This is a genomic window from candidate division KSB1 bacterium (genome assembly GCA_022562085.1).
In the GTDB taxonomy this organism is placed as follows: Bacteria; Zhuqueibacterota; Zhuqueibacteria; order Oceanimicrobiales; family Oceanimicrobiaceae; genus Oceanimicrobium.
In genome coordinates, this window is the sequence record JADFPY010000042.1 from 1 (window position 1) to 21,396 (window position 21,396).

The following is a 21,396-nucleotide window of genomic DNA, read 5'->3' on the forward strand; positions in this document are numbered from 1 at the left end:
GGGTTTCTCATCTTCGTGCCTTTTTGCGGGGAGATGATGAAAATACCGGGACCTCGCCGCCTTTTGCCTCATCTTTTAATTTTTTGATCTGATCACGAAGAAGGATAGCGCGTTCGAATTGCAGGTTTCTAGCTGCCGTTTCCATCTCATATTCCAATTGCTCCCTCGCCTCATAAATTTCCTGGCGCCCCTCCTCGATACCGGCTTCTTCTTCTGTTAATGCCCGTGCTTTTTTGATCCCCTCGATTCCTTCTCGAATGGCCTTTTGAATGGTCTGAGGCGTGATGTGATGTCGACGATTGAATTCTTCTTGAAGTTTCCGGCGGCGTCTCATCTCTTCAATCGTACGGGTCATAGAATGGGTCAAGCCGTCGGCATAGAAAATAACTTTGCCAGCGATGTTACGAGCAGCACGGCCGGCGATTTGCATGAGGGATCGTTGAGAGCGTAAGAATCCTTCTTTGTCAGCATCCAAAACCGCAACCAAAGAGACTTCGGGTAAATCCAAACCTTCACGCAGCAAGTTAACGCCGACTCAAACATCAAATTCGGCCAACCGCAGATCTCGCAAAATCGCAACCCGATCCAAGGCAGGGACTTCCGAATGCAGGTATCTTACACGAATGTCCATGCCTGATAAATAGTCTGTGAGATCCTCGGCCATCCGTTTCGTTAAGGTTGTAATTAAAATACGTTCTTCACGACTCACACAATCACGTATTTCGGCGATCAAATCATCGATTTGCTGTTTTACAGGTCGAACTATGATTTCAGGGTCATGCAGACCCGTAGGACGAATGATTTGCTCAACAATAACACCTTTTGCTCGTTCGAGCTCATGATCTGCCGGCGTAGCTGAAACATAGACCATCTTGTTCATCATTTTTTCAAATTCATCAAACGTTAGCGGCCGGTTATCTAAAGCAGATGGTAGTCGAAATCCATATTCCACCAGTGTCTCTTTTCGAGATCGGTCACCATGGTACATGGCGTTAATTTGCGGAATGGTGGCGTGCGACTCATCGATAATAGTCAAAAAGCCTTTTGGAAAGTAGTCAATTAAAGTGTATGGTTTTTCTCCTGCTTTACGTCCGGAGAGATGACGTGAATAGTTTTCGACCCCGGTGCAATAGCCCAACTCCTGTAACATTTCCAAATCGTATTTAGCACGCATTTCGATACGTTGGGCTTCAAGTAGCTTACCTTGTTCACGAAACTCGGTTAGGCGCTCTTCAAGTTCTAAACGAATGGCTTCGATCGCATGTTGCAACTTATCACGAGGCGTCACGAAATGTTTGGCCGGGTAAATCGCTGCCGTTTCCTGGCTACTGAGAATTTCTCCGGTAAGTGTATTGACGACGCTGATCTGTTCAATTTCGTTACCAAACATTTCAATTCGAAACGCCTCTTGCTCATAAGCAGGAAAAATTTCAACCACATCGCCACGAACACGAAACGTTCCCCTGCTGAGTTCGAAGTCGTTTCGAGTGTAATGACTTTCAACCAGTTGCAACAGTATTTTATTGCGCTCAATTTTTTGGCCGCGAGTGAGGATGAGCAACTCATGTTTATAGTCTTCCGGATCGCCCAAACCATAAATGCAAGAAACAGAAGCAACGATGATAACATCATCTCTTGATAAAAGTGAGCTCGTTGCTTTTAAACGCAGCCGGTCAATCTCATCATTGATAGAAGTATCTTTTTCGATATAAGTATCGGTTGTCGGAACGTACGCCTCGGGCTGGTAATAGTCATAATAACTGATAAAATATTCAACCGCATTTTTTGGAAAAAAACACTTAAATTCCCCGTAAAGCTGCGCGGCAAGAGTTTTATTATGTGAAATGATCAGAGCCGGTTTACCAATTTCGGCGATGACATTAGCCATGGTAAATGTTTTACCACTGCCTGTTACTCCAAGAAGCGTCTGAAATTTATCTCCACGCCGCAGGCCGGCGGTTAACTCTTCGATTGCCCGGGGCTGGTCACCGGTTGGTTTAAAATCAGATTTAAGATGAAACTTTGCCATTGCAAAAATGCTTTACCTGTCAATAAAGAGCAACTAAATTGTATAAAATATAAGCAGGGAGTGCCAAAATGTCAAGGTTAAAACCAGAATCCGAATTTAAATTGAATAGTAAACCTAGACCTGAGCAATTTAGCTCCTCACTAGCTTAGAAATGCCTTGCATATTATGCAAAATCGAATTATATTATTCGGTTAAAAAATAATCGTTTATGAAGGAGATTTTGTGATATGGCAGTAATGAGTCAAATGCGTGATAGATCTGCAGTGATTCTTGTTGTTTTACTGGTACTTTTTGTTTTAAGCATGGCAATAGGAGGGTTAGTTGGTGGTGCAGACATTATCGATATAATTACAGGAAAAAATCCCAACATAATTGGAGTAATAAATGGGACGGAAATAACCTATACACAATTTAATCAAGCATATATAAATGAACTAAATGCATACCGGCAGCGCACAGGAAATGATCCTGGCGAGAGTCAAGCCGGCTTTGTAAGAAACCAGGTCTGGGAAGGTTTTGTGCAAGATGTTTTGGTTCAAGAAGCAATCCAAGAAAAAGGTTTAACGGTTACCGATGATGAAATCGTCTGGAGAATCTACAACGCTCCCCCAGATATTTTAAAAAACAATCCCAGTTTTCAAAATGACCAAAAGCAGTTTGATATGGCGAAATATCAAAGCTATCTGAACGATCCGAGTACCGCAGATCAGTGGCGTCCCATCGAAGAATATTTACGACAAACCCTTCCCTATGAAAAATTTCAACAACAATTACAAGCAGGTATTCGCATTACTGAAGGTGAGATAAAAAGAGAATATCTAAAACAAAACCAGACGGTCAAGGTAAACTACGTGTTCATCGATCCAAAAAAAGTGGCAGATAAGGATATTGAAATAGACGATGACCTGCTCGGCGACTATTACAAAAACAATAAAGATGAATTTAAAGAGGAAGAAAAGCGGCAAATTCAGTATGTGATCTTCCCAACCACTGCAACGGCAAAAGACAGCAGTGAAATCCGAGCACTCGCCGATGACATTCTTCAACGTATTCAAGATGGAGATGACTTTGGAGAACTCGCTGAGATCTATTCCGAAGATGCCGGGAGTAAGGATAAAGGTGGAGTTCTTGGCTTTTTTGCAAAAGGTTTTATGGTTAAGGCCTTTGAAGATGCTGCTTTCTCAGGTAAGCCTGGGGAAACTGTGGGCCCCATTCAAACGCAGCATGGTTTGCACATTATCAAAGTGGAGGAAAAGAAGACTGAAAACGGCGAAGAGAAAGTCAATGCGCGGCATATCCTGTTCAAATTTGCCGCTTCAAGAAAAACGTTAGATAAAGCGCGAGATGATGCAGAATATTTTGCTGAGCAGGCAAAAGAAATTCCTTTTGAGGAATTGAGTAAAAAGTTTGGACGGAAGCCGCAAGGATCGACATTTTTTGTCAAGGGAAATGGCTTTGTTCCCGGCATCGGTTTAAATAAAAGGGCAAGCGACTTTATCTTCTCAGGAAATATCGGTGAAGCAGGTGACGTTGTGCAATCGCCTCAAGGTCTGTTTGTTTTCAAAATTTCCGGAATTCAAGACGAACGCACCAAACCTCTTGTTGAAGTCTCGACTATCATCAAAAACAAACTAAAAATAGGGAAGCAAAATGACCTCGCAGCAAAAAAGGCGCAAGAAGTTTATGAGAAAATAAATAGCGGCTCCTCATTTGAAGCCGTTGCGGCAGAGGATAGTTTGGAAATTAAGGAAAGTACAAATTTTTCAAGAAGTGGGTATGTAGCAGGTGTTGGGCGTGAACCTAAATTTATCGGGGCTGCATTCTCCCTTCTTAATAGCGGGGATGTTTCGAGGCCTGTACTCGCGACTCGTGGCTGTTACTTAATTCAGCTTGTCGAAAAAAAAGCATTTGACGAATCTGATTTTAACACGAGTAAAAATCAGATTGCGTCCCAATTGCTGCAGCGAAAAAAAGGCCAGGTCTTTGCAATTTGGTACGCAGAAGCGAAAGCCAAAGCGGATATTAAAGATAATAGAAGCAGGTTTTTTTAGCCCTTGAGTGTTGAAGAAGAATTGGGTAAAAAAAAGCGGCTGTCCCAAAAGTCCATTTCCTCATCCAGAGCGAAAGTAGAAATTATGTCTTAAGTGCTGGAAAATATGGTTTGACAGAGTTTCTCGTGAGCCTGTCGAAGTACTCCATGAAATTTCTTCTGAGTTTTTACTTTTTGAACAATCGCTTTTTTTAATTTGAAAGGTCTTGATCAAGCGGAAGGTAAACAAGAAATTCTGACCCTTTGTCCTTTTCACTCTTGACTTTCACCCCCCCTCCATGTGCCTCCACAATTGCCCGGACTGAGGTCAAACCGATTCCCAAACCACCCCCCATAAATTTATCTTTGCTGGAACTATGATAATCGCTGTTTTGTATTTCAAAAAATTTTTCAAAAATTTTGCCCTGTTCGGCAGGATCGATACCGATTCCGTTATCCCGGACACTTATAACGCAATATTCCCCCTCTACCTCTGTGGTTACTTGAATTTTCCCGCCATCCAGTGTAAATTTAATTGCGTTTTGAAGCAGGTCATGCAGAACACTTTTGATTTGACTTTGGTCCACATAAACTGACAAATCATCTTCGGCACTCTTGAATTCTAAAAGCTGTTCTCTCTTTTTTGTGATGAGTTTATAGTCCTGCACAATTTGATTAATTAAACCGTTTATTTCAACCGGCTCTGCTTTCAAATTCAGTTTGCCGTTTTCAGATTGACTGAGATTGTGCATTTTCGTTACAATTTCTTCCAAATCATTTGCCGCGTTTAAAATGATCTGCATACATTGATCTTTTTCGGAAGCAGAAAGTTGTTGAAAATATTCATCATTGATGATACCTAAGTAGCCTTTTAAATGACTAACAGGAGTTCTAAGCTCGTGGCTGGTTATCGCCATAAACTTATCTTTCATTTCCTGCAGGTCAAGCAACTTTTGGTTGGCAAGACGCAACGCCTTATTTTCTTTACCCAATTGCACTTTCTCTATGCACTTCTCCGCCACAACTCGAATCTGATCAGGCTTAATCGGCTTAAGGATAAAATCATAGGCGCCTTTTTTCATAGCGTCAATAGCGCTCTCGATAGTCGCAAAAGCTGTCATAACCACAACTTCAAGATGCGGAAAATCACGCTTGATTGTTTCCAGTAATTCCATGCCGTCCATCATCGGCATTTTTATATCCGTAAAAACAATCTCGTAAATCCCCTCTCTAATACGATCAAGGGCGTTTATCCCATTTTCGGCCAGCCCCACATTGTAACCTTTCTTCTCAAGGCTTCTTAAACAAATGTTCCGAATAACTTCCTCGTCATCCACGACTAAAATATTTCTTTTAACTTCTGCCATTCTCAATCCATTTCATCTAATCATCGACGGATTTATTTTCCAGGTATAATAAATTTTGAAATTTATAAACCAATTTCTCCAAACGCTTAGCTTGCTTTTCGATTTCAACAATATCATTATAAATGGAATCGCTTTCTTTTAAATCCTCTTTAATTAATGCACAATAGCCCGTTATCCCCGTTAATGGTTGATTTAATTCATGACCCATTGAACTCGCCAATTCGACTATAGATTGCAATCTTTCATTTTCCGCAATTTCAGTTTTCTGTATGGAATTTTCGAACGCAATGCTGCATTGAGATGCAACGATAGATATCAAAGAGGCCTCCTGCTCAGTAAACAAATCTTGATCATGACTGCGAACTCTTATGACACCAAAGACTTCATCTTTTACAACTATTGGGGTGACAATACTCGCTTCTGATAAGATTCGATTTTCGCTTAAACAACGTGCCTTATCTTTATTTAGGGAAAAGACTTTCTTTTGAACTAAATTAGTGTAAACGGTCTCTTTTCCACAAATAGCCAGACTAACAATTTCATCTTCCTCAGATTTAAGAATCCTTTTTTCAAGTTGGTTTTCATCGGTTCCCAAAACCCAATCTATTGTATCTGATTTTGCGTCATAAAAGCCGCCTTGTAAGGAATTGAATAAAATCACCTCATTTAATAATGTGGAAAACTTTCCGAAAACTTCAGAAAAATGGTCAAAGGATTCCAGAGATGTAAAAATTTGACTTAAGATCCGAAGGTGTTTGCTCAAACGATGAGTTTGATTTTTGACCAAAAGATTATCATTCAAATTTTGCATTGACTATCCAGGGACGATTAACTACGAAAAAATAAGTCCATTTTTTTGTTCTTAAATGGGGTTTCGTTCTTCAAATATCGGCAGAATTTGCCTTCTTCTAAAACTTCGTAGCCGGATTCTTCGTAGAGGTCGGTGGGTGTATACCGTACGCGAATTGAATCAGAAAACCGAGCCAAGACTACTTAGGTGAAAATCATTTTAAACAAAACCTGAAAAAAATCAACCTTGCTTAAGATCTTGAAAATGAATCCTTGACTAAAGCGTTAGTGTTTTAAATTGTTGATAATATTTCAGGATATAGGGAATATAATTACTGGTCTCCGACCAAAGAATGCCATCCGCTTTATTGTTGGCTATCCAGATGGCCGCCCTTTTTTCGCCGCCATTATACGCTGCCAAGCCGCCCTCTAAATCATACATATTTATGAAAGTCGAAAGCATCCGGCTGCCGATTCTGATATTGTAAATTGGGTTAAAGAGAATCTCCTCAGGTGACGTCCAGGTGATGCCTTCATAATAGGCAATCCACAATCCTAAAGCGGGCATGAGCTGCATCAATCCCATCGCGCCGGCTTCTGAAACAATTTCAGCCTCCCAAGTACTACCGCTTTCATGGGTAATGGTGGCGCAGATCAAATCAACATCGAGGTTTGTATATTTAACACTCATATTATAAATTTCGTCGGCGATTTCGTATTTCATACCGGAAGGCATGGTCTTGTTATATTTGTCGATAATTTTCATGATCTTTTGAATATTGTATTGGCGCACGCTATCGACATTCATTGCGGCCCGAATATCCAGTAGTGATTTTTCCAAAACAATCAACTTCGGATTTTCTTGAACTATATTCAGGCCAAAAAATTTATAGGAAAACAAGAAAACCATTGCTAAAATGAGTGCTAAAAAACCTCCCCTGATTATAATGTTTCTTAGATCGATTTTAGATTCTGTTGAATTGTTGACCATCAAATCTCTCCCTGCATTATCACTGTTTCGATAAAAGTTAAATCCGATGAGTTAGGGTGAAATATATTTAAGTTTACGCCAAAGTGTGGTTTTTGAGATGCCCAATTCTTTCGCTGTCCTTTTCTTATTGCCTTCCATCCGTTCCAGTGTTTCTAAAATTGCCATCTTTTGGACTTCCGCTAACTTCGTCTGTTTCGGGTTCGGTCCGGGTTCAAAATAAGTTTTTCGGTTCCAAATCTCGTCAGGTAAAAATTCGGGCATAATTTCATTCGCAGGATTTAAAGCGATCGCCCGTTCAATGATATTTTCAAGCTCTCTTACATTGCCGGGCCAATCATAATTTATTAAAATAGAAGACGCTCTTTTGGAAATGGATTTAGCCGCATGCCCATTTTTCTTGCGATATTTTGCAATAAAATGCTCGACTAAATATGGAATATCTTCTTTTCGTTCTCGAAGCGTTGGAATGGAGATTGGGATTACATTTATTCGATAGTACAAATCTTCTCTAAATTCACCTCGCTTCACTTTATCATCTAAAACTTGGTTGGTTGCGACAATGAGTCTGACGTCAACTTTTCTCATTACGCTTTCGCCAATTCTTCTTATTTCTCTATCCTGAAGAAACCTCAAAAGTTTCACTTGGGTAGATGGTGAGGTTTCCGCGATTTCATCAAGGAAAACTGTGCCGCCGGCCGCAACCTCTAATAAACCTTTATGTTCATGATCTGCGCTTGTGAATGCACCTTTCGCATGTCCAAAAAGCTCACTTTCCTGTAAATTTTCTGGTATTGCTCCGCAATTTATGGCAACAAATGGTTTGTCTTTCCCCGGACTTAAATCGTGAATGGCTCTTGCAATCAGCTCTTTTCCGGTTCCACTTTCGCCGTAAATTAAAATTGTACTATCTGTTGGGGCGACGCGTGAAACCAAAGACATGATAGCCAATATTTTATCCGACTTCCCAATTATCGGATCAAATTCCGGATGCTTTCGTAATTCAGACGAAATCTTTTTTATTTTCCGGCCGGAATTTCTTTTTTCAATAAACCTGGCCACAATCTTCAGTAATTCTTGATTGTCAAAAGGTTTTGTTATGTAATCGAAGGCGCCCAATTTGATTGCTTCAACGCCTTTAGAGATGGTGCCGAAAGCGGTAATTATGACAACTTCGGTGGCCGGCCACGATTTCTTTACTTGACGGAGCAACTCAATGCCGTTCATCCGAGCCATCTTGTAATCTGAGATAACCAGATCAAAATAGCGATGGCGCAACTTATCAAGCGCACTTTCGCCATCAGCAACGACCTCAACTGAATACCGGGATTTTTTTAATAAGGTCTGAATTGCTTTTCGAACTCGTTCATTGTCCTCTACAAGCAGAATTTCCAAAGAAGATAGACTCCCCATGACCCTCCCCGGTTATTTACATCATGAAAAAGCGATTCAAAATGTGTGGCTTAATTATTATTTTAGCTTGAAATATCATCAATCAAATTTCAAATTGTTCTTTATTTCTTCGATGGAGCCTTTAACCACTTTATTCAAACTCTGACTGATTGCCTTTACAATTTCGACGTGTTCCTTTTTCTCTATTATAGTCTTTTCAGAAAAAATCTTTTGCCAAACAATTTCAAAATCGGAATTTTGCAATTTAAATTCGATGGTAACCAGCCCATACCAGCTGCCTCCTTCATCCCATTCCTCAAATGCTTGAATTTCTCCATTAAGCGTATAATCATTTTTTATGGCGGACGGGATTCTAACGACATTCGCAAATAAACCACTTGCCTGAAACTGCTTTAAGACTTTTTCGGTAACAATCTTCTTTGGCGGGGCAACCCATCTTCGGTAGTGATAAAACTGAACCTGGTAGGGCGACTGCCGATAAACAATTCGATCTCCCTCATAAAGAACGTCCGCATCAAATTGCCTTATTCCAAGTGTTAAAGGAATTGCATGATTCCCGTTGCGTAAGTCCTCAATTCGATAATCGACACGATAATAAAAAGTCTGGGGCACGCTGCCGCAATTGGCAAGTAACCATAAAGCGAAAATGCATGCAGCTGTAATTTTAGTTTTTTTCATTCACCAACCTTTTAATTTTTAATTATTTAAGGCATTTTTCTTTCCGGGGGTGCTGCTTTTCTCACTAAGAGCCATGGACGTTCTTTGACGATTCGGGTAAATTCTGCCAAATTCTGAGAAGCAAATTGAAAATTTTCCATGATATCAACTATACTTGTCCCATTTGAAGAAATGACACCTTGAAATTCCCTTACTAAGTTTTGAATCTCAGTTATTAAAAGCCTGGCTTCTTCAGTCGTGGTTTCAACGTTCTCAAGTGATTTTTCAAGGCCACCCCTGGCTATCAATTCGTCTAAACTTTTGCTGGCTGCTACGAAGCGGTCGGTCAGAGTTTCCAAATTGGTTGATAATTTTACGAAACTTTTTCGGCCTTCATTTGAAAGTGAATCCATGTTCGCCATCATTGAAGAGAAATGCCGGCGGTTTTTATCCCCTAGCAGGGCGTTGAGCCCATCCATCATTTCCTGCAGTTGATCACTCACCTCAGAAAGCGGTTCGGCCATTTGCATAAAATTCAGCACTTCTTTGCTCCTCAAAACGCTGCCCGGTTCGAGAAGCGGAGCGCCCGGGGTACCGCTTGAAATTTCAATGTGCTGATCAGCCATAAGTCCGATGGAGGTAACAAAGGCTTCTGAGTCAATTCTAACTGGTGCTTTTTGGGTCACTTTTATTTTCAGGCCGATGCCGGACTTTTCGTTATCAGGCAAGGCAATTTCTGAAACCGTGCCGACATCCATGCCGCCATATTTTACCAAAGAGCCTCGATCAATACCGCCAATATAATTTAAGTAGATCTGGTATTCGTTGGTTTCCTCGCCAAAACTAATCCCAAAGATGGCGATTAAAAATATAATTAGAAAGGTTGCACCAAAAAAAATGGTTGCCCCGACTTTGACTTCATTCGCTTGAAAATCCATAGTGTACTCTAAGCCTCTCCAAATAATGAACTAACTTGTCTTTCCCTGTCTAATTCTTCATCATCCGGTTCTCTATTGAAAAACTGCCGCATTACCGGGTTATTTTTATTTTTTAATTCCTTGAGAGTCCCTACGGCCAAAATTTTACCTTCATGCATCATTGCAACTCGATCCGCAATTATTTCTACTGAAGCCAGCTCATGGGTCACGACAACAATGGTCATTTTGAAAGCTTTTTTCAGTTCAAGAATTAATCGATCCAGGCCGGCCGCAACAACCGGGTCCAGTCCTGCCGAAGGTTCATCGCAAAACAGGATATCCGGATCCATTGCCAGCGCTCTCGCCAATCCTGCACGTTTTTTCATCCCGCCGGACAGTTGTGAAGGTTTAAAGTTCTCGAATCCGGACAGGCCGACCAGGCCCAACTTCATGCTCGTCATGATGTTGATGGTGCTTTCCTCAAGCGGCGTATGTTCCCGCAGCGGAAGGGCAACATTATCCGCCACAGTCATCGAATTAAACAGCGCCGAAGATTGAAACAGCATACCGAGCTTTTTTAAAATCTCCGTTTTCTCATCTTCCTCCATCCAGGTAATATCTTTGCCTTTTAAAATAATTTGGCCGCTGGTCGGCCGGGAAAGACCGATGAGATGTCGAAGCAACGTACTCTTTCCACATCCGGATTTACCGAGAATAGCGATTGACTCGCCTTTATAAATTTCCAGGTCAATGCCATTCAACACGGTCCTGGCGCCATACTTTACCACCAAATTTTTTACCTTGATGATGGGTTCTTGCATTTTAAAAAGTCGCGTAAAACAGCCCGGTAAAAAATACGTCGGCGGCGATTATTAAAAAAATGGAGGTGACGACAGATTTGGTTGTAGATTTACCGACCCCTTCAGCGCCGCCCTCAACATTAAGCCCTTCATAGCAGCCGATTACGGCAATAATCAACGCAAAAAATCCACTCTTTACTAATCCGCCAAACACATCTTTGAAAGCAAGCGCAGAAACTGTTTGGTTAACATATCGAACGCTAGCGATATCCAGCGTTGCTATAGAAATAAAATATCCGCCGAGAATGCCGATGAAATCTGCTATAATTGTAAGACAGGGCAGCATGATAAGCATCGCCAAGGTTTTTGGAACGACTAAATAACTTATGGTATTTAGCCCCATGGTTTTCAACGCGTCAATTTCTTCCGACACTTTCATTGTGCCGATTTCTGCGGTAATTGCTGAACCGCTGCGCCCTGTAATAACAATTGCAGTCAAGAGCGGGGCCAGTTCCCGTGTTATTGAAACGGCTGTTAAATTCGCCACATAAATTATAGCTCCGAATTGCTTGAGCTGATAGGCTGATTGCATCGCAATGATGAGGCCAACAAAAAATGCAATTAAACAAACAATGGGCAAGGATTCATAACCCATCCTGACCATTTGTACAAAAGTGCTTTTCCATCTGATACTCTTTCCTTTATAAGGGGCTACAAAAATCCAGTAAAACGTATCAGAAACAAGACTGGAAATGCGGCTTAAATGTCCAAAAAATGAATTTGCACCACGTCCGATACTACCAAAAAATTTAATTACAATTTCCATTTATTCAAAAATTTTCCTTTGCATCTTCAATTGATTCATATATATCAAATACTTTGTCTAATCTACTAAGCACAAAGACGTTCTTAACCGCGTCTCGCAAATTTGCTAATTTCAGTTTGCCTTCATATTTGCCGACTTGCTGCAAAGCCTCCACCAGGGTCGCAACTCCGGAACTGTCCATGTATTTTACTTTTGCCAAATCTACAAGGATGGCTTTATTTTGAGCCTTGGTCATTTCCAGAAGTGCCTTGCGTAAAGCAGGTGACGAATACAGGTCTACCTCGCCATCAATTTCTATTATAGTAACAGAATCCTCGCTTTTGGTTTTTACGTCTAACATTATTTCTCCTTCTTCCCCGGAAAATACTTAACCATTGTGAGCTGATTCCCAACTTCAAAGGAATTGTCATAGTTAACTACATCCATTGTACTTTTTATGAGATGAACTCCCAGGCCACCTGGCCGTATTTCATTCAGGTCTCTTGACTTAATTGTTTTCGGATCCACTTTTTCGCCAAAATCCCGCAAGACAACTTCCAACCTATCTTCAAGGATTCTGAAATTGACAACGATCAATTCATTTTTTGCGCCGTTGTATGTATGCTTGATTATATTGGAAGCGGCTTCATCGACAGCGATTGTGACGGCGTTAGATTCTTCGTTGGAAAAGCCACAGATTTTACTTATATGGGAGATCCCGCTTCGAATTATTTTCAAAAATTGAGGATCACTCGGCAGTTTTATCTCAATTTCATTCAAAGAATCTCTCCCTAACAATGATTGGTGTTGACTGATAACTGCCTAACGATCCTGAAGTTAATTCCAGTGCATTGCCAGAACTGTGAGATCATCATGCTGGTCTGTCCCTTTGGCAAAAACTTGAACATCCTTTATTAAAGATTCTACAATCTCTTCAGCAGTTCCTTTGGATTTGGAGAGCAGTTCTAATGTTCGGTTTAAAGAATATTCTTCTCCGGCGCTGTTTTTCGCCTCAATAATTCCGTCCGTAATGGACACGAGAAAATCGCCTTTTTTTAATTGAACCGAGGTTTCTTCGAACTCCAACTCAGGAGCAATACCCAGAGGAATCGTTTTGGCGCCTGAAAGCAATTCAATTTTACGTTTAGAACTCATTTTAATATACGGGATGTGTCCGGCATTTGAGTACATAAACTTGCCGTCTTCAGAATTCAATATTCCATACTGCATCGTAACGAACATTCCCCGGCGGCTTCTCTCGACCAGCAATCTGTTCAGCGATTTGAAAACAGCCGAGGGCAACCTGGACCGCTGGGCATGTTGTCGAAAATCGCTAACCAGTCTGGCCATGTAAAGCGCCGCCGGCACGCCTTTTCCGGTCACGTCACCCACAGCAATCCCAAGTGTGTGGCTGTCAAATTGAATAAAATCGTAGAGGTCGCCTCCAACCATTGCGGCAGGCAAACTTTTGGCTGCAATTGAAAACTGTGAGTTTACCAAATCGGGAAGAATTTCCGGCATGAAACTTTCCTGAATTATCCTGGCCGATTCCAGCTCATGCTGCAGCCGCTGCTGCTCCATTTGCAGCTTGTGCATCCGAGTATTCTCGATTGCCATGGCCACCTGACGGCAAAAAGTAGAAAACAAATCCAAGTCGTCATTGTCAAAAGGCTTACCATCGAGGCGGTTGATTACCTCCGCAACGCCAATAACTTTATTTTTAACCATTAAAGGAGCTGCCAGAATAGATTTTGTCTGAAATCCAGTTGAGCTATCTGTCTTCGAGGAAAATCTCGAGTCGTCTGAAACGTCAGGGATAATTTGCGGTTTACCGTGCAAGGCCACCCAGCCGGCGATTCCCTCGCCGATCTTTAACTGTATTTTCTTGACTTGTTCCCCTACCTCCCCCAACGCAACGGTACATTCTAAACTGTCTCCTTCGTCATTGAGCAGCATCACGGAGCTGGCTGCCGCTTTCATAACGCTCTGGGCTTTTTCCATAACAAGTCTAATCAGCGCATCTAATTCGAGCGTGGAATTGATAATAATACTGGTTTCAATTAAGCTTGAGAGATCTGAAACTTTGGAACGCAGGTAGGCAAGTTCCTTTGATAAATCCTCTGAACCTTCGGGAGAGGATAAAATATTTCCCTGCTCATATTCTGCCATAGTGAAGCAATGTAAGTACATTTTTATTAATGTTTGAATTAAAAAAGATAGAACAAAACCACTAAAAATGCAAGCAAAAAAGCGAAACACTATTATTTACAGTTTTAAACATCCTGAGAAAACGGGTAAATTTAGGATAGAAGTTGACTCAAATGAAATGTACTAAATTCGACCAATGGTACGATTTTACACAGTTATTTTTTTGATTAAAGAAAATACGCAACCAAGTGCTAACGCGTGTAAATGCAATGGTATATCTAAGTCATTGCTTTATTGGCACATTTGTTGCGTAATTTTAAAATATTTATCTGATTTTTTCTTAGAAAACAACTCGAAAAACATCCAGAAATTAGTCGGTTAAGATGACTCCTTTAGACAATTCAATCCTTGATAACAAATACGAGATCGTTCATGAGATCAAAAGAGGTGGATTTGGAATCGTATATTTTGGTTTGGATAAGAGACTTAACAAGCCGATTGCGATTAAAAAAATTGTTCCCGACCTCGTGGGGGAAGAAAATTTCCTTGAGATGTTTCACGAGGAGGCGCTGAATGTAGCAAGGTTGAATCACAATAATATTGTCCATATTTACGATCTCAAAAAGACGGCTGACGGCCATCTCTACATAATAATGGAATATATTGATGGCTACGATTTAGAAAAAATCATTCGAGCGCTTAGAAAATCAGGGCAGAAAATGTCACCTTATTTAGCTGCCCATATCGTCGCTGAAATTTGCGTTGCACTAGACTATGCTAATCAGCGTTTGGACACGCTGACAAATAAACCTCTTAATTTAGTCCATCAAGATGTTTCTCCATCCAACATCATGGTCACACGCCATGGAGGCGTGAAGCTGATCGACTTTGGAATCTCCTCGGTCAAGCTCCATCAAAAGACGGAAAAGAAAAGCCCCAAATTGCGGGGAAAAATTCCCTACATGGCTCCGGAGCAATTGATCAGAGGAAACATTCCGGATCATCGCTCAGACTTATTTTCTTTGGGACTTGTTTTGTACGAAGTGTTATCCGGTCAGAGAATCTTCAATTCCCGGGAAGATGTTTATGCTTCCGGTAAAAATGCCAAGTTGTTTAAAAAAGCCATCAAAGACCCCTCGTTTCCCCGGCCCCTCGACAAAATCATTTCAAATGCTCTGGAACCCGACATTAGGCAACGATATCAAAGGGCGAACAAAATGCACTTTGATTTAGTCAATTACATTCGCTCTCGTAACGAGTCTGGGGAATTGGCGGATTATTTAATTGCTATGATTAATCAATATAGTAACTGGAGAAAAAACCTGCCAGCTACTCAAGTCGAACTCACCTCCGGGGAAAGCAGCACAGACAACTCAGCTATGAGCAAGTGGAATGATATTGAGATCAATGAAAAAACTGAGGTAAATACCGCCCCTCAGCAGAACTCTGTAAGCACTCCACAAGCCACAAATAAAACTATTTATACGACTGATCCCGTATTCAAAAGTGACGAATACATAGGAGCCGATATTGACGTCATCCGGGAATCTGTCAGAGATAATAAAAATAAGATTATTCAATACTGTTTTGGTTTTGTTCTCATTCTTTTCGTGTTCGGAATTTTAGATACAATCAACGGCTGGACCAGAGCCGGCGTTTGGATGCGCGATTTGTTCTTTTCGCCAACCCTGGAAATTACCACTATTCCCGTCATAGCTGAGTTTTACTTAGACGGCCGGAAAATAGCCGGGAAAAGTCCCATCGAAATCACCGATATTGCTCCCGGTGTCCACGAGCTCGAGATGGTGCGAGAGGGATTTAGACCCATTACGAAATCACTTTTTGTATCCCATGAAGGCGAAATCCGGATTCAAGGCGAAGGAAAAAATGGCAACCAAAACTATCAATTTAGATTCAGCGCTGAAGTTGAAATAAATTCAAATCCCCAGGGTGCCCAGGTTTATCTCAACGGGGTACTTCTAAACCAAAAAACGCCCTGCACAGCAATGTGGGAAGCAGGGACTCCTTTTGCACTCGAACTGGAACGCCCGGGATTTAATCGACTGACCGGTTTTTCAATGAACGGGATGAACGGTACGAAAGAGGCGAAAGACCACAGATTTTGGGAAGTAAAGGTATTAAAAGATGACGATGTTAAATATTCCGTAACCGGAATTTTCAAAAAAAGAATGGTTTTGGAAACGAGTCCGCAGGATGTTGAAATCTACGACCTAAAATCGAACCGCCGCCTCATACCGGAACATGGAAATACAATCCTACTTGCGCTAGGATCACACGCACTCGAATTCAGAAAAGCCAGTTTCATCTCCAAGAAGTTAGAACTAAATATAACCGAGGAATCAAGTAGTAAAATTACAGCAGCCCTGTCAAGGAACGTCCTGTTCACAGCAACAAACGCATCCGGTAACAACGCCGACATTGGCGCCGACTTAGTCAGTTTAAAAAACGGCACCCGCGAATTTCTAAAAAGTAGCAAGAAAACGCCTCTTAACCTGACACTGCCGGCCTACACTTATGAGGCAATTTTTGCAAAACCGGGCTATCAGAGCAGGCAGATCACCGTTGGGCCTAATAGTCGCAATGTTACAGCCAGAATGAACGTGGCCAAAGCCATCGTCGATGTTAAGGTTATCGATGCTCTATCAGGGCAGCCTATTTCAGGCGCTGATATTTATTATAACCCCGGGGACAATCTAAATGCTCCTCAATCTCCTTTTGCTAAAACAGATTTAAAAGGGAGGGGATTGGGGCAGCTTACATCCGGCAAATATCTTTTTACTGTGAATTACCGTGGGTTTCGTCCGCTGACGCGCAACTTACTTCTGCGAGCCGGCGAAACCTATGCGCTTGTTTTTAAAATCTATCCCTCTAATTAACCTTTTCGTATGTGATGCCAAAGCTTGTCATAAAAAAAGGGGACTTTGTTGTTAATAAATTATCCATCCCGGAAGATGTACTCGCGTTTACGATCGGTTCCGAACAGGGAAATGATATTACTATCCCTGACGAAAGCATTTCGTATTACCACCTCCAGTTCGAAAGACAAAACAATGAGTATTATATACGTGACTTGCAAAGTCAAAGTGGAACTTTTGTAAACGGCACTAGAATTAGCGGAAGGGCACTTCTAAATAGTAATGACCAGATTGGAATTGGGAATCACAAAATTACCTTTTTATTTTCAGAATCGCTTCCGGAATCTCCGGTATTTTTTGAAAAAAACAAATCGGATCAAACCACATCCGGTTCTCATTTTGAGGATAAAATCGCTGGCGTACCTTCGCTCACTCAATTAAACGCCTGGTTAAACGAAGCCCACGATAACGATAATGACGAAATTTTTAATGAAGACAGTGGAAATGGCAATTTAAAACCGGTCGATGCATTTGATGAAATTGAGCCGGAAAATTCTACCGATTTTTTTGACAACAATCAAGACGTCGAACCCGGGCCTTTAACAACTTTTATTACTACCGAAAGTGATCAGAATGAAAATCGTGACCTGAATATTGAAACGGAAACGTTACTTAAACCGGAGAAAACAGACGCAGGCGTCTTAGAATTAACGGAGCCTGTTGATGAAGTTGCTGAACCGCAAGAATCCGAGACTTCATTGCGGTACTATTTGTTAGGTATTTATGGGTATTACCTTGGTAAAAAGTTTAAACTTAGGAGTTCACGAACAAGAATAGGCCGAGACAGTCGGAAGAACCATATTGTTCTCAGAAGAAATTCCAAACGAAGGCGGGAACAAGGCGTATCACGCAGACACGCTACAATTATAAACAAAGGGAATAAGTATTATATTCGGGACGAGAAGAGCAAAAGTGGTCTCAGGGTGAATCAAAAAATAGTTGGGCCGTCTAAAAAGGTTTACCTCGATCCCGGTGATGAAATTGAATTTTTCACCGATAGAAGGAGTCATATATTTCGTTTTGTCATCCAGGGAGATTGGGATTTTTCTTCTCCTAAAAAAGCGGGCGACTGGCATATCAGAAACAGTAGGACAATTATTACGGTTCTTTCAGCCATCGTCATCTTAATCGCCGGGTTTCTACTTATTAATTCTTTTAGAACAATAAGCTATATGGACAAAAGTCCGGTTTCTCTAAACGCCAAGGAATCTTTCTGGGCACGCGGCTTTGATGACTCTGACCTCCCAAACCACAATCCCCTGGCCTTTTCAAGTTATCCGGCTATGGCGGATCTAAACGGAGATAATTTCATCGATGTAGTTTTTATCGATACTAACGGAATATTAAAGGCGATAAATGGCGCTTCAAAGCAACCCCTTTGGGTTAACCGAGAGTTTAAAATAAACTTCAACGAACGAATCACCCTGGAAGATTTAAATAACGACAACAACCCGGATGTGATTGTTCAATCCGAAGACTCACGAGTGAGGGTCATCTCGGGTGACAACGGTAGAGAGATTTTAAAAAGTCCGATATTAGAAAACCCGTTAACCGGAGCACCAATTGTCGGGGATTTTAACGGAGACGGCTTTAAAGATTTGGCTGTGACCTCAGGGAACAATTATGTTTATATCGGATTCTCAATCTCGACAAAACCAGATTGGAAAAGACTTGAAACCGAGGAGTCGATTAATTCATTTACCTCTGCTGAAGATGTCACCGGAGACAAAATTCACGATATTCTAATCGGAACGGAAACAGGCAAAGTTGTTATAATTGACGGTTCAATTCCTAAAATCTATGGTACCATCGACATAAATGAAGAGCTCAGCAAAGCTTTAGGCTCATTCAATATATTTACAAAAATTCGTTTTCCGGCCTCCTTTGCCGACTTGAATGGAGATAATACAAAGGACATTATCGTCGGCACAGAGCAAGGATATATCATTGCGCTAAATGGAAAGACGCTTGAAAGATTCTGGTGGGATAAAGCGGATGCAGAATCTCAAATCACAAAAGCCGGAGAACAAAGTATTTCCCTGGGTGATTTTGATGGCGACGGTCTTTTAGATGTGGCAAATATCACACAGGCTGGCAGGCTGCGTGTCATTTTGGGCAGAAACATGGGTAAGGATAGAAAGTTGGTTCTTTGGGAATACCCGAGTGAAGAGTCCGGCGAATTTATTGGACCAGTAGCCATTGCTGATTTTAACAAAAACGGCGTCATGGACATCGTCACAGCAGGACAGAATGGGTTTATTTATATTTTTGAAGGTTCCAGCGGCGAAATTTTATGGAGGAGCGCCGAAAATGGCGGGGATATAATCAGTCCTCCCCTTATCGGAGATCTTGATAACGATACTTACTTGGATATTTTGGTGCATAGAGCAGACGGAAATTTTTATAAAATATCTACCAACAGCCCCACGTTGGGCAACACTTTGTCCTGGGGACAAACATTTGGCAACAGTAGACACACAAGCGCTGCAACTCTTTATGAACCCAACGATTCAACCAGCAGCATACTCATCATTACTCTCACTTCTATAATTCTTTTAACAATTGGACTGAATCGGTTTTTGAGCAAAAAAAGAAACAATTTGAGCAAAAATCATCGAATGAGTATTTAACCTGAATTATTCACAAACCGCAGGCATCGGATTGATTGGAGTGAAGCGATGCGGTCTCCGAGACAGCGTATTTTGCGGAAAACGCTTGACTATTTTCCGAAACCAGCTAATGCCAAATCATCTTTAAGTTTTGTGGTTCCGCAATTTGTCAATTTTAAAGGAACAACTTATAAAAAAACAATGCTGAAAGCTTCCGCAAAGTCAGCCATTTTTTTGTATAGATACCTCTATGATTAAAGAAGCGAAACGCTAAAAAGCGCCAACAATGAAAAAAAACAAAAAAACACAAATCACGGCCGGTGCACACAGCGATGTCGGTAATTTGCGAGCTGCAAATGAGGACAGTTTTTATATTTCAGAGGATGAAAGCTTAATTATCGTGTGCGACGGTATGGGCGGCCAGGTTGCCGGAGGGCTGGCCAGCAAAATAGCGGTAGAAACGGTAAAGGACATCTATCTGAATGTTAAGCAAGACAAGATAGACAAACTTTTTCCCGACCTGGATGAATCGCTAACCGGCACCGCACGGCGGTTGGTGGCTGCAGTGAGATTAGCAAACCGAAGAATTTTCAAAACAGCCATTAAATTTCCAAAATTGCGTGGAATGGGGACAACGGTCGCTGCCATTACTTTTGACAGCAGCCTGGCTACTATGGTTCATGTCGGGGACAGCCGCATTTTGCGGTTGAGCGATAACAAAATACTGCAACTGACCGAAGATCACTCCTGGCTAAACGAGTTGATCGAAGACGATGAAATTGATGAAGAAGATATAGAGGCTTTTTCAAAGAAGAATGTTATCACCAGGGCATTGGGAAGCAGTCCGGCAATTAAAATAGACATCCATTGTGAAAAGTACAAAAAAGATGACATGTATATTTTAGCAACCGACGGCATGCACAACGCCATTCCTCAGGAAGAAATTAAAAAGCTCATTTACAAAAGTAAAAATGGCGTTTTAGAGAAAGTAGCTAAATTTTTAACCGAAAGCGCAAAAGCAATCGATGGTTCTGACAATATAACCGTCGCGCTCGCGAAAGTGACTAAAGATAGTTATAACAAAAAAGTTCTCGGCGCCTCTAAAACAATATTCGAGGAAGATGACAGAACCCGGGCAAACGAGAATAAATTTATCGCTGAAAGGTACGGCGAGCCCAAAATGGTATGGGGGAGATTTCAAATGTCGGTAAACACACCGCAAAGATTATTTATTGCATCTTTGGTTGTCTTTTTTTTAACGCTTGGGGTCTATTTTACACAAGTTCGTTCCTTCAGTAATCCGAAAACTCCTCCGGTTGAATCTAACCAAAATGAAAAATCCAGAAAGAATAAAATAAGCAACGTAGCTGCACAAACTCCACCGACCAGGCAGGCCGTCATCCCCAATTTAGCAATTCATCGTTCAAAAGTTAATGAAAATGCCGTAATGGCGTTTGTCTTTTTTAATAGTAAAAAAGATTTCGAGAACGCAAAGCTCGAGCAAAGAGGAACCTTATTAAATACATTCCAGCCATATTTGAATAAAGGTGAAGACGCGCAAGGAGAAAATTTGTCCATATTCCTTTTTGACGAATCTGGTAATGTTGTGCAAAAATCAAGTATCCAGCTTCCTGAGATTCAGGATGAATAAATTAACGATGTCATCGCTTAGGCCAGCATCCTTTTGCAAATAAAGAAAAAATGCTTCAGTTTGTATTATTGCCAATTTTAATAACAGCTCTTCTTGTGATTGCAGCTACCTGGATTTCCCCGGAGTACAAAATCAGGTATCTAATGTGGCGGGGGAACTACCACAAAGCAAGGAGAATAATAGAGCCTCTTCTGGCCGAAAATCCCGAGAGACTCAGTTTGTACCGTCATTTGGCGGAGATTTACTACTTCGACAATC

Annotated in this window: 15 protein-coding genes and 1 pseudogene; 4 read left to right on the top strand and 12 right to left on the bottom strand. The window is 41.2% G+C overall.

The window, feature by feature from the left end:
• Nucleotides 1-7: 7 nt before the first annotated feature.
• A pseudogene (gene uvrB, locus IH879_06115) lies at nucleotides 8-2,029 on the bottom strand (excinuclease ABC subunit UvrB).
• 245 nt (nucleotides 2,030-2,274) lie between these two features.
• On the opposite strand from uvrB, the gene IH879_06120 reads away from it, so the two are divergent.
• Nucleotides 2,275-4,080, top strand: coding sequence for a peptidylprolyl isomerase (locus tag IH879_06120; protein MCH7674510.1), 1,806 nt, complete (start codon nucleotides 2,275-2,277; stop codon nucleotides 4,078-4,080).
• 190 nt (nucleotides 4,081-4,270) lie between these two features.
• Here the strand turns inward: IH879_06120 and IH879_06125 are convergent, their stop codons facing one another.
• The 11 genes from IH879_06125 to IH879_06175 all read right to left on the bottom strand — a co-directional run bounded on the left by IH879_06125 (nucleotide 4,271) and on the right by IH879_06175 (nucleotide 13,984).
• Nucleotides 4,271-5,425, bottom strand: a complete 1,155-nt coding sequence (locus tag IH879_06125; GenBank protein ID MCH7674511.1) for a response regulator — start codon at nucleotides 5,423-5,425, stop codon at nucleotides 4,271-4,273.
• Nucleotides 5,426-5,441: 16 nt separating this feature from the next.
• Entirely contained in the window at nucleotides 5,442-6,236 is a 795-nt protein-coding gene (locus IH879_06130; protein ID MCH7674512.1) for a GAF domain-containing protein, read from the bottom strand.
• A 255-nt stretch (nucleotides 6,237-6,491) separates the two neighbouring features.
• A complete protein-coding gene (locus tag IH879_06135; protein ID MCH7674513.1) occupies nucleotides 6,492-7,205 on the bottom strand; it encodes a transglycosylase SLT domain-containing protein in 714 nt (237 codons plus the stop codon).
• Nucleotides 7,206-7,256: 51 nt separating this feature from the next.
• Nucleotides 7,257-8,615 carry a sigma-54-dependent Fis family transcriptional regulator gene (locus IH879_06140; GenBank protein ID MCH7674514.1) on the bottom strand — a complete coding sequence of 453 codons (1,359 nt, stop codon included), beginning with the start codon at nucleotides 8,613-8,615 and terminating at the stop codon, nucleotides 7,257-7,259.
• Nucleotides 8,616-8,693: 78 nt separating this feature from the next.
• Nucleotides 8,694-9,293, bottom strand: coding sequence for a membrane integrity-associated transporter subunit PqiC (locus IH879_06145; GenBank protein ID MCH7674515.1), 600 nt, complete (start codon nucleotides 9,291-9,293; stop codon nucleotides 8,694-8,696).
• Between the two features lie 26 nt (nucleotides 9,294-9,319).
• A complete protein-coding gene (locus IH879_06150) occupies nucleotides 9,320-10,210 on the bottom strand; it encodes an MCE family protein (protein MCH7674516.1) in 891 nt (296 codons plus the stop codon).
• An 8-nt stretch (nucleotides 10,211-10,218) separates the two neighbouring features.
• A complete protein-coding gene (locus IH879_06155) occupies nucleotides 10,219-11,010 on the bottom strand; it encodes an ABC transporter ATP-binding protein (protein MCH7674517.1) in 792 nt (263 codons plus the stop codon).
• A gap of 1 nt (nucleotide 11,011) precedes the next feature.
• Complete coding sequence (locus IH879_06160) at nucleotides 11,012-11,815, bottom strand: ABC transporter permease (GenBank protein MCH7674518.1); 804 nt, start codon at nucleotides 11,813-11,815, stop codon at nucleotides 11,012-11,014.
• Between the two features lie 4 nt (nucleotides 11,816-11,819).
• Nucleotides 11,820-12,155, bottom strand: a complete 336-nt coding sequence (locus IH879_06165; protein MCH7674519.1) for an STAS domain-containing protein — start codon at nucleotides 12,153-12,155, stop codon at nucleotides 11,820-11,822.
• Complete coding sequence (locus tag IH879_06170; GenBank protein MCH7674520.1) at nucleotides 12,155-12,574, bottom strand: ATP-binding protein; 420 nt, start codon at nucleotides 12,572-12,574, stop codon at nucleotides 12,155-12,157. Before IH879_06170 ends, IH879_06165 begins: the two co-directional genes overlap by 1 nt.
• Before the next feature lie 57 nt (nucleotides 12,575-12,631).
• A complete protein-coding gene (locus tag IH879_06175; protein ID MCH7674521.1) occupies nucleotides 12,632-13,984 on the bottom strand; it encodes a PP2C family protein-serine/threonine phosphatase in 1,353 nt (450 codons plus the stop codon).
• Between the two features lie 341 nt (nucleotides 13,985-14,325).
• Here IH879_06175 and IH879_06180 point away from each other — a divergent pair, with 341 nt between their 5' ends.
• The 3 genes from IH879_06180 to IH879_06190 all read left to right on the top strand — a co-directional run bounded on the left by IH879_06180 (nucleotide 14,326) and on the right by IH879_06190 (nucleotide 21,138).
• Complete coding sequence (locus IH879_06180; GenBank protein ID MCH7674522.1) at nucleotides 14,326-16,839, top strand: protein kinase; 2,514 nt, start codon at nucleotides 14,326-14,328, stop codon at nucleotides 16,837-16,839.
• A 14-nt stretch (nucleotides 16,840-16,853) separates the two neighbouring features.
• The gene (locus tag IH879_06185) at nucleotides 16,854-19,508 is read left to right on the top strand and encodes an FHA domain-containing protein (GenBank protein MCH7674523.1); all 2,655 of its coding nucleotides are present in this window, start codon (nucleotides 16,854-16,856) and stop codon (nucleotides 19,506-19,508) included.
• A gap of 265 nt (nucleotides 19,509-19,773) precedes the next feature.
• The gene (locus tag IH879_06190) at nucleotides 19,774-21,138 is read left to right on the top strand and encodes a serine/threonine-protein phosphatase (protein MCH7674524.1); all 1,365 of its coding nucleotides are present in this window, start codon (nucleotides 19,774-19,776) and stop codon (nucleotides 21,136-21,138) included.
• Nucleotides 21,139-21,396: the final 258 nt, after the last annotated feature.

What these genes read in the sequence shown, in the direction of transcription:
- IH879_06150 (MCH7674516.1), bottom strand. Translation starts at nt 10,210, where the DNA reads ATGGATTTTCAAGCGAATGAAGTCAAAGTCGGGGCAACCATTTTTTTT.
- IH879_06140 (MCH7674514.1), bottom strand. Translation starts at nt 8,615, where the DNA reads ATGGGGAGTCTATCTTCTTTGGAAATTCTGCTTGTAGAGGACAATGAA.
- IH879_06190 (MCH7674524.1), top strand. Translation starts at nt 19,774, where the DNA reads ATGAAAAAAAACAAAAAAACACAAATCACGGCCGGTGCACACAGCGAT.
- IH879_06155 (MCH7674517.1), bottom strand. Translation starts at nt 11,010, where the DNA reads ATGCAAGAACCCATCATCAAGGTAAAAAATTTGGTGGTAAAGTATGGC.
- IH879_06145 (MCH7674515.1), bottom strand. Translation starts at nt 9,293, where the DNA reads ATGAAAAAAACTAAAATTACAGCTGCATGCATTTTCGCTTTATGGTTA.
- IH879_06180 (MCH7674522.1), top strand. Translation starts at nt 14,326, where the DNA reads ATGACTCCTTTAGACAATTCAATCCTTGATAACAAATACGAGATCGTT.
- IH879_06185 (MCH7674523.1), top strand. Translation starts at nt 16,854, where the DNA reads ATGCCAAAGCTTGTCATAAAAAAAGGGGACTTTGTTGTTAATAAATTA.
- IH879_06125 (MCH7674511.1), bottom strand. Translation starts at nt 5,425, where the DNA reads ATGGCAGAAGTTAAAAGAAATATTTTAGTCGTGGATGACGAGGAAGTT.
- IH879_06160 (MCH7674518.1), bottom strand. Translation starts at nt 11,815, where the DNA reads ATGGAAATTGTAATTAAATTTTTTGGTAGTATCGGACGTGGTGCAAAT.
- IH879_06135 (MCH7674513.1), bottom strand. Translation starts at nt 7,205, where the DNA reads ATGGTCAACAATTCAACAGAATCTAAAATCGATCTAAGAAACATTATA.
- IH879_06175 (MCH7674521.1), bottom strand. Translation starts at nt 13,984, where the DNA reads ATGTACTTACATTGCTTCACTATGGCAGAATATGAGCAGGGAAATATT.
- IH879_06165 (MCH7674519.1), bottom strand. Translation starts at nt 12,155, where the DNA reads ATGTTAGACGTAAAAACCAAAAGCGAGGATTCTGTTACTATAATAGAA.
- IH879_06130 (MCH7674512.1), bottom strand. Translation starts at nt 6,236, where the DNA reads ATGCAAAATTTGAATGATAATCTTTTGGTCAAAAATCAAACTCATCGT.
- IH879_06120 (MCH7674510.1), top strand. Translation starts at nt 2,275, where the DNA reads ATGCGTGATAGATCTGCAGTGATTCTTGTTGTTTTACTGGTACTTTTT.